The 310-nt window shown below is 60.3% G+C and carries 1 protein-coding gene; it reads right to left on the reverse strand.

Going from position 1 to position 310, the window contains the following annotated elements; all coding sequences use genetic code 11:
• Nucleotides 1–310 (reverse strand): aminotransferase class I/II-fold pyridoxal phosphate-dependent enzyme (locus RTW80_RS28420; protein WP_312721445.1); only part of this gene is annotated, 310 nt, incomplete at both ends.

Here is a 310-nt window from a genome sequence, read left to right on the forward strand (position 1 = left end):
GATTATGGCAGCACGGATGCAGCAATACGATACTGCGCTCCGGCAGGGTGTTCAGTTTTTCCAGCAGCGCATCAACGCGCACGCCGTTGGTTTCGCTGTCGAACCACGGATAGGTCGCCACCTTAAAGCCCGCGCCCTCGAAGATCGCAACGTGGTTTTCCCACGTCGGGTCGCTGACCCACACGCCGGAATCCGGGAAGTACTTTTTCAGGAAATCTGCGCCTACCTTCAGCGCACCCGAGCCACCCAGCGTCTGGATAGTCGCCACGCGCTTTTGCGCGAGCACCGCGTGGTCCGCACCAAACAGCAG

The organism is Escherichia sp. AM3 (assembly GCF_032029835.1).
In the GTDB taxonomy this organism is placed as follows: Bacteria; Pseudomonadota; Gammaproteobacteria; order Enterobacterales; family Enterobacteriaceae; genus Escherichia; species Escherichia coli.